The organism is Achromobacter sp. FW305-C-28, assembly GCF_058783235.1.
In genome coordinates, this window is the sequence record NZ_JBYSYL010000040.1 from 1 (window position 1) to 545 (window position 545).

Genomic DNA, 545 nt, shown 5'->3' on the forward strand with positions numbered 1-545 from the left:
TCAAAGATCCGATCCAGCGCGTTCAACGTGTCCTTGGTATCCCGGTTCAACGCCGCAATCGCTTCCGCCGCGGTCTGACCCGTCAGCGCCTTTTGGCCCGCCTCGTCCCGAATGACGAGGGTGCCGCCGCTGATGGCGCTTTTCGTGGTGGAACTGGCCTCGCCATTGGCCCCCATCGCAATGGGGACATTGGCGCTGACGCCGTCAAAGCTGGGCAACGTGGAGCCCGGCGTGGCCTTGCTGCCGCCGGCGACGTTGCCCTGGCTGTCGGTACCGATGGCGCTGTTGCCACTGCCGGTACCCTTGCCGTTGCCCCCGGCCCCGCCGACGTTAAAGCCGCCACCGAGCTGAACCGACTGCACGTCATAACTGGCGCGGTTCTCGATGTCGCGGCTGGTGAGCGTTCCGGTGACCAGCACGTTCTTGCCGTCAGTCACGGCCTTGTCGCTGCTGGCAATCACACCGCCGATCAACCCCGTGTTCTTGCCTACGTTCAACTGGAAGCCGCCATCGCCGGCCCACATACCCGTTTGCTCGGTCACGCT

Annotated in this window: 1 pseudogene; it reads right to left on the reverse strand. The window is 65.0% G+C overall.

Annotated elements, in window-relative coordinates:
- Nucleotides 1–524, reverse strand: a pseudogene (locus AC3WMR_RS30705) (hemagglutinin repeat-containing protein); the annotation flags it as partial.
- Nucleotides 525–545 lie beyond the last annotated feature (21 nt).